The 6,394-nt window shown below is 39.7% G+C and carries 10 protein-coding genes; 8 read left to right on the forward strand and 2 right to left on the reverse strand.

All coding sequences use genetic code 11. From position 1 onward, the window contains the following. Positions 1–142: 142 nt before the first annotated feature. The 4 genes from AACU59_RS02390 to AACU59_RS02405 all read left to right on the forward strand — a co-directional run bounded on the left by AACU59_RS02390 (position 143) and on the right by AACU59_RS02405 (position 1,394). Positions 143–445 (forward strand): BrnT family toxin, encoded by a 303-nt coding sequence (locus AACU59_RS02390; RefSeq protein WP_045591301.1) that lies wholly within the window; start codon positions 143–145, stop codon positions 443–445. Between the two features lies 1 nt (position 446). Further along, positions 447–641: a hypothetical protein gene (locus AACU59_RS02395; protein WP_161437566.1), complete on the forward strand. Its 195-nt coding sequence runs from the start codon at positions 447–449 to the stop codon at positions 639–641. After that, entirely contained in the window at positions 625–780 is a 156-nt protein-coding gene (locus AACU59_RS02400) for a hypothetical protein (RefSeq protein ID WP_155394531.1), read from the forward strand. Before AACU59_RS02395 ends, AACU59_RS02400 begins: the two co-directional genes overlap by 17 nt. 149 nt (positions 781–929) lie before the next feature. After that, positions 930–1,394: a GNAT family N-acetyltransferase gene (locus tag AACU59_RS02405; RefSeq protein ID WP_110456809.1), complete on the forward strand. Its 465-nt coding sequence runs from the start codon at positions 930–932 to the stop codon at positions 1,392–1,394. Between the two features lie 1,115 nt (positions 1,395–2,509). Here AACU59_RS02405 and AACU59_RS02410 read toward each other — a convergent pair. Further along, complete coding sequence (locus AACU59_RS02410; protein WP_161437567.1) at positions 2,510–2,842, reverse strand: PBPRA1643 family SWIM/SEC-C metal-binding motif protein; 333 nt, start codon at positions 2,840–2,842, stop codon at positions 2,510–2,512. Between the two features lie 272 nt (positions 2,843–3,114). On the opposite strand from AACU59_RS02410, the gene AACU59_RS02415 reads away from it, so the two are divergent. The 4 genes from AACU59_RS02415 (at position 3,115) to AACU59_RS02430 (ending at position 6,142) form a co-directional block, all read left to right on the forward strand. Beyond that, on the forward strand, positions 3,115–3,915 hold the full coding sequence (locus tag AACU59_RS02415; protein WP_161437568.1) for a hypothetical protein: 801 nt from the start codon (positions 3,115–3,117) through the stop codon (positions 3,913–3,915). A gap of 597 nt (positions 3,916–4,512) precedes the next feature. After that, positions 4,513–5,049 carry an AAA family ATPase gene (locus tag AACU59_RS02420; RefSeq protein ID WP_161437569.1) on the forward strand — a complete coding sequence of 179 codons (537 nt, stop codon included), beginning with the start codon at positions 4,513–4,515 and terminating at the stop codon, positions 5,047–5,049. A gap of 147 nt (positions 5,050–5,196) precedes the next feature. After that, positions 5,197–5,892 (forward strand): DUF5677 domain-containing protein, encoded by a 696-nt coding sequence (locus tag AACU59_RS02425; protein WP_161437570.1) that lies wholly within the window; start codon positions 5,197–5,199, stop codon positions 5,890–5,892. Positions 5,893–5,920: 28 nt separating this feature from the next. Beyond that, positions 5,921–6,142, forward strand: a complete 222-nt coding sequence (locus AACU59_RS02430) for a hypothetical protein (protein ID WP_202598776.1) — start codon at positions 5,921–5,923, stop codon at positions 6,140–6,142. A gap of 3 nt (positions 6,143–6,145) precedes the next feature. On the opposite strand, the gene AACU59_RS02435 is transcribed toward AACU59_RS02430, so the two are convergent. Continuing rightward, the coding region (locus AACU59_RS02435; protein ID WP_161437571.1) for an integrase core domain-containing protein at positions 6,146–6,394 on the reverse strand (249 nt) is incomplete at its 5' end.

Consider the following 6,394-nt stretch of genomic DNA (forward strand, 5'->3'; position numbering starts at 1 on the left):
TGACCTTTCAAGTCGGTGCAACTTAATGTAGAAGAAGTATGATGAATGTTGAGTTGGCGCGAATTAAGTGTCTTGTTTAATCGCATCTATATTTTGAAATTCTATACTCATCCGAACTCGTATTAGAGCAACGGGAGAAACTATGGAATTTGAGTGGGATGAGAACAAAAACTTGATAAATATGGCAAAACACAAAATTGATTTTGCTGATGCTGTACACATTTTTCTTGATACTAGCAGAATTGAAAGAGAAGATACTCGCTCCGACTATGGTGAAGCTAGGTTTCAGACGATTGGCAAGACAAAATATGGTATTTTGTTTGTGATTTATACAGAGAGAAGCTCAAGTGGAAACATTAGGTTAATCTCAGCACGTAAAGCTAACTCACGTGAAAAAAAAGCTTATGAGAGAGGTTTTATGAAGCCGTATTCCCAGGTGGTGTAGTATGACAATAAAAAAGGTTTCAATTGATAATTTGAAGTTCTCTCGCGGCAAAACAGTTAAAGATCAAGTTGATGCGCTATCTGATAAGGAAATCAATGAGGCAGCTCTCAGTGATCCAGATAGTACTATTCCAACCGAAAAGGAACTTGAAACTTTCCGCATACCAAAGGAGAGAGATAATGACAAAGACAGTTAAACTATCAGAAGTCCACACACTCAAAGGCAAAACGAACTGGGACTATTTAAAAAAATCGGGTGATAGTAGTAAACCAAGTCAAATTGCACCAGAGATTAAACAGCATCATTTAAACCAAATGAAAAGACCGAAGTCATAGGTCATTTAACAAACTGTTTAAGAGTGATTCGCAACGCGCGGCATTTTTGCTATGCGTTGCGTTTTGTGTTTAAGGTGGTATGCGGCAGCTTCGGTATTGCGTTGCTCACACCTTAACAGGGCGTTAGCTGAATGGTGGTAAATATCAGTATGATCAAAATTAGAAAATATAAAGAATCAGATGCTCGTGATTTATGGGCTATTTTCTATCACACGATTCGTAATGTGAATATACGTGATTATACTCAAGCGCAAGTCGAAGCATGGGCTCCCAACGGATTTTCTTCTGATATATGGCAGCGCAAAATGAATTCGATTTCTCCTTTTGTTGCAGAAATCGGTGGTGAAATAGTTGGTTATGCCGACCTTCAAGAAAGCGGATTAATTGATCATTTCTTTTGTCACCATGAGCATCAAGGTAAAGGTATCGGACGAAACTTGATGGAGCACGTGTTAAAAGTTGGCGAGTTACAAGGAATTATTAGGTTTTACTCTGAAGTCAGTATTACAGCTCGCCCGTTTTATGAGAAGTTTGGCTTCAAAGTTGCGCAAGAACAAATGGTAGAAGTCCGAGGCCAAAAGCTGCGTAACTTTGTTATGGAAAAATTCAGCTAACAAACGGCTCAAGAGGGATTGCCAACGCATGGCGGCTTTGGTGCAAAATTGAAGTTCAGTGTTTAAGGTGTGTTTTTTGAGTTCGGCTATGCGTTGTCAACCCCTTAGCCGGGCGTTAGGTGTCAATTGATGGAGTGTCAATTCAAGGAGAGAATATGAAGTGTCCGTATTGCGGTGTGAGAGTTAGCTACTTTAAAGTATGGAAAATTAGTCGTTGGAAAAACCATGTCTGTCTAAATTGCGGTGGTGAATCTAGCACAACGACAGGCAATGTTGTCTTGATGGTGGCTTGTGTATTGGTGCCTCTATTTTCGATAGACATGTTGTTTTCGAGCCTGCAACAACCGTTGCACCGAGGCCTGTATCTTGCTCTGGCAATATTATTATCTTACGTAGCCCATAGATATATTGGGAAGCTTCAAGAAAGTAAGCAACAAAACACCTAACAAACGCTTCAAGAGGGACAGCCAACGCGCGGCATTTTTATCATGCGTTAGTTTTTGTGATTCCGGTGTTATGCGGAAGCTTGGTAGTAGCGTTGTCTGCCCCTTAAGCGGGCGTTAGGCAAAGTGAGTTTTTATCAGCTAAATCGAGTTGAAATTGAACGGTAAATTCCATGTTTTAATGGCTGGACTTAAGCAATAAATCGTCATCACATATTTATTGTTTCGTGATCGTGTTGGGTTGTTTTTCGCTGTGAATTCAGCGGCAAAATAACCTTCAGCATCCAAACGTCCGCCGAGCATGCTACGCTCGTCACTTTTCTTCCAAATCGCTAAATTTGAGTTTTTTGGTTTCTTTGCTGATTTGAGATTTTGGTTTATAAATGAATCGGTTAGTTTGTTTCAAGTTTACAAAAAAGCTCGTTCTTTGGTTGTGAAAGTGTCGGTGTCAATTGGTTGGCCTAACAAACGGCTCAAGAGGGATTGCCAACGCGTGGCGGCTTTAGTGCAAAATTGAAGTTCAGTGTTTACAGTGTGTTTTTTGAGTTCGGCGGTGCGTTGTCAACCCCTTAGCCGGGCGTTATACCGTTTTGACTTACGCGCAGAATATCGTATAGGTTCTAGTTTATAAAAAAACCGTCAGAAGACGGCTTTGGACGTAATTATCGAGGTTTAAGCACAGCACTTTTTGTACTTTTTTCCGCTTCCGCAAGTGCACGGTTCATTACGGTTTGGTGTTTTGTCATAGGTAATAGTTTTAGGTTTGTTTAATAGCGTATCAAGCTCAACAGTGTTCTCTGGTTGCTTTGAGTCAATGACAATATCAGCCATTATCGAGTGCTCAGAAAGTAATATTTCTATCTCTGCTTTACGAGCCTCGGTAGGGACGACAACATTGATTGGAGCTTCGTCAGTGCCTGCTTTTACATCACGGTTTACGTTGTAGCCTGAAATGACGTGGTTTTGTCTAGCATCGATTCGACCTTTGAAAAATAGTTTGGACATTTGCAACTCACTGATGGATTGTTGTGGTGTAATTTGGCCGCGATTATACGGCACTATGGCAATTGATAAAGAAGTTCCTACAATGTGCATCGGATCACGGTATAACAAACGGTTAAAGAGGGACTGCCAACGCGTGGCGGTTTCACTTCAAATCGGTATTTGTGATTACGGTTGTTATTTTAGGTTCAGTGTTTTTGCGTTGTCAGCCCCTTAACCGGGCGTTAGCCCATTATTCGCAATGGTTCAATTATTAAGTAACAATCGGAGTTAGTATGAAGGCAGGAAAAATAAGACGTAGTATCCAACGCTTCTATGATTATTCGAGAGATTTAATTAATGCAGATATGAATACGTTTGATGATCGCTTAGATCTTCTAATTTCATTTTGTAAAGATGATGATTTCTTTTCTAAATTAGACCAGCAGTTGATCGCTAATCCAAAAGCAGAATTTGATTCTTGGTATAAAGCAGCTTCCAGTTTTGATAATAGAGGTAGTTTATCATTCCCAACCAACATTGATGAACGTCTATCAATTATGTATGAGTTACTCTGCAGGATAAAAAACAAACAGATTGATTTGATTTCTTTTTGCTCTAACAACTTTGTAATTAGCTCAAGTAGGATCGATGAATATATTTACTCGTTTAATGATGTAGTGTCAGAGCCTCTTTTCCGAGAGCTGGGTTATAGACTTGAAGATATTCAGGATGAATTACCAGTAGACAATACTTTTGAAGTCGCTAGTCCAATCTTACAGATCATTCATCATGCTGAAAATGTGATACAACAAAATGCCTTTGGCAATAATAATCAACAATCAGCTGAAATTCATAACTCTAATGATGAATTAACGAGACTTTTTATTGGTCTTCGTAATGAAGTTAATTCTTTAAGCATATCTCCAGAAGATAAAGCCGATAGTATTGACTCAATAGATACATGTGAAGAGCTTGCAAAGGTAGAAAAACCCCGAAAAGGTACAATAGAAAAGTTGTTGAATATGTTGCCCAAAATGGGGAATGTAGCATCAATAGTGTCGGCTATTATCACCATCATCGGTACCGTGGGCTAACAAACGGCTCAAGAGGGATTGCCAACGCTTGGTGACTTTAGTACAAAATTGAAGTTCAGTGTTTACAGTGTGTTTTTTAAGTTCGGCGGTGCGTTGTCAACCCCTTAGCCGGGCGTTAGGCAAAGTGAGTTTTTATCAGCTAAATCGAGTTGGAATTGAACGGTAAATTCCATGTTTTCTGGCTTAAGTTAAGCAATAAATAGTCATCACATATTTGTTGTTTCTTGATCGCGTTGAGTTGCTTGGCGCTGTAAATTCAGCGGCAAAATAACCTTCAGCATCCAAACGTCCGCCGAGCATGCTACGCTTGTCACTTTTCTTCCAAATCGCTCAATTTGAGTTTTTTGTTTCTTTGCTGATTTAGCGTTTTGGTTTATAAATGAATCGGTTAGCTAGTTTTAAGTTTACAAAAAAGCTTGTTCTTTGGTTTTGAAAGTGTCGTTGTCAATCGGTTGGCCTAACAAACGGCTCAAGAGGGATTGCCAACGCGTGGCGACTTTAGTGCAAAATTGAAGTTCAGTGTTTACGGTGTGTTTTTTAAGTTTGGCGGTGCGTTGTCAACCCCTTAGCCGGGCGTTAGCAGTTTTAGGAGGTTCCATGAACAATCGAGTAGTTTTTACTGGTGGTCCAGGTTCAGGTAAAACTTCGGTGATTAAGTTTTTAGAGCAATTGGGGTATCCAAGTGCTACAGAAGTCGGCCGTAAAGTCATTCAAATACAGACTGAACGGGATGGGGTAGCTTTACCTTGGAAAGATAAAGTCGCATTCCGTGATGCAATGGTTCTTGAAGAACTCAACAATTACAAAGCACATGACAACTCAGTTCTGACCTTCTTTGATCGAAGTATTATTGATTCTTATGGGTACAGTCAGCTTGAAAAAATAGCTATTTCAGAGATCTTATTAAGTAGTTGCAGTGAGTTAACCTATCACAGAAAAGTATTCATTTTCCCACCGTGGGAAACGATCTATGAAAATGACATCGAGCGTAAACAAGATTTTAATGAGGCTGTTGCGACATACCATGAAATGGTGAAAGCATACGAAAAGTTTGGTTATGAACTGATTGAGGTTCCAAAGGTTTCAGTCCGAGAAAGGGCTGAATTTATCTTAGATTCGGTGGGCAACGGCTAACAAACGGCTCAAGAGGGATTGCCAACGCGTGGCGGCTTTAGTTTAAAATTGAAGTTCAGTGTTTACGGTGTGTTTTTTTGAGTTCGGCGGTGCGTTGTCAACCCCTTAGCCGGGCGTTAGGTAAATAATATAAGTAGGAGCGGACTTGTGGTAGAACGTATTAGAGACAGAGTTGAAATAAAAACTGAAAAAGACGTAGTAAAAAACATCGAAAAAATAGGGAAGAATTACAAAAAAGTTATCGCATGGACTCAAGGTTCGTGTAACTTAGATCTTACTCTCGAAAATGAAATGTTGAAAAACTTGCTATTGTCTAACGAAAGTTACATTAAATATATAGCTAATGGGGCATACAAAGATATCCAACTTTTGGCTTTAGGTGTTCGTTCGGTATTGGAGAACCTTGCTAGAGCTAGATTTATTATGCAAAGTGACAAAAACTTAAATCGATGGGTGTCGGAAGCTCTTATGGATCAGAAAGCGTTAGTACAAGCTTTTCAATCTATCGGTAACGAGACCTCTGAGGAATACAAACACCTTGAAGATGAACTGAAAAGGTTAGATGGTTTATATGAAAAGTATGAGCTTCCAGTTGTAAAGCAGCCACAACAAATCAAAGCGATGACGGAAGCTGTTCAATTGGTTGATGACTACGATAGCGTGTTCAAATTGACTTCTAAGTTAATACATCCTTCATCTTTGTTTATAAATAGCAGATCAAGTATGGATAGTTTTGAATACCATAATATTTTAGTAATTTGTGGGCAGCTTTATCTATGGTCTTTGTTGAATGAAATCTGTGAAAAATTAGCAGTTCCAGAGTCAGTGAAAAAATTTACCTAACAAACGGTTAAAGAGGGACTGCCAACGCGTGGCGGTTTTTGTTCAAATCGGCCTTTGTGATTACGGTTGTTATTTTGAGTTCAGTGTTTTGCGTTGTCAGCCCCTTAACCGGGCGTTAGCTGGGGTTAAGAAAAATCATAAAATTAAGCGCTTATTTTTCTTAGTCAGAGGCTCTAGCTTTACACCTGAAAGTCAGCACTTTTCCATGTATCTCGCCAGTGGCACTGTTCGTGAAGTGTTTGAACTGTAGTGGTCAACTAAAATTGGCCACGGTTTTAGAGTTTTCCCAATATAATCGTTCTGATTCATTGGGAGTTAGACCACCGTTATACTGATGTGGCCTGAGTTGGCAGTAATATCCGATAATGTAGCGGGTGATCTCTTGTTGAGCCTCAGCGAAGCTACGATAACCCACAGTTGGCACCCATTCCGTCTTCAGACTTCTAAAGAAGCGCTCTATCGGCGCATTATCCCAACAGTTTCCTCGGCGAGATAAACTCTG

The sequence above is a fragment of the Vibrio sp. V23_P3S9T160 genome, assembly GCF_963886625.1.
Taxonomy (GTDB): domain Bacteria; phylum Pseudomonadota; class Gammaproteobacteria; order Enterobacterales; family Vibrionaceae; genus Vibrio; species Vibrio anguillarum.

Coding starts and splice junctions, on each gene's coding strand:
- AACU59_RS02390 (WP_045591301.1), top strand. CDS start 143: ATGGAATTTGAGTGGGATGAGAACAAAAACTTGATAAATATGGCAAAA.
- AACU59_RS02395 (WP_161437566.1), top strand. CDS start 447: ATGACAATAAAAAAGGTTTCAATTGATAATTTGAAGTTCTCTCGCGGC.
- AACU59_RS02400 (WP_155394531.1), top strand. CDS start 625: ATGACAAAGACAGTTAAACTATCAGAAGTCCACACACTCAAAGGCAAA.
- AACU59_RS02405 (WP_110456809.1), top strand. CDS start 930: ATGATCAAAATTAGAAAATATAAAGAATCAGATGCTCGTGATTTATGG.
- AACU59_RS02410 (WP_161437567.1), bottom strand. CDS start 2,842: ATGTCCAAACTATTTTTCAAAGGTCGAATCGATGCTAGACAAAACCAC.
- AACU59_RS02415 (WP_161437568.1), top strand. CDS start 3,115: ATGAAGGCAGGAAAAATAAGACGTAGTATCCAACGCTTCTATGATTAT.
- AACU59_RS02420 (WP_161437569.1), top strand. CDS start 4,513: ATGAACAATCGAGTAGTTTTTACTGGTGGTCCAGGTTCAGGTAAAACT.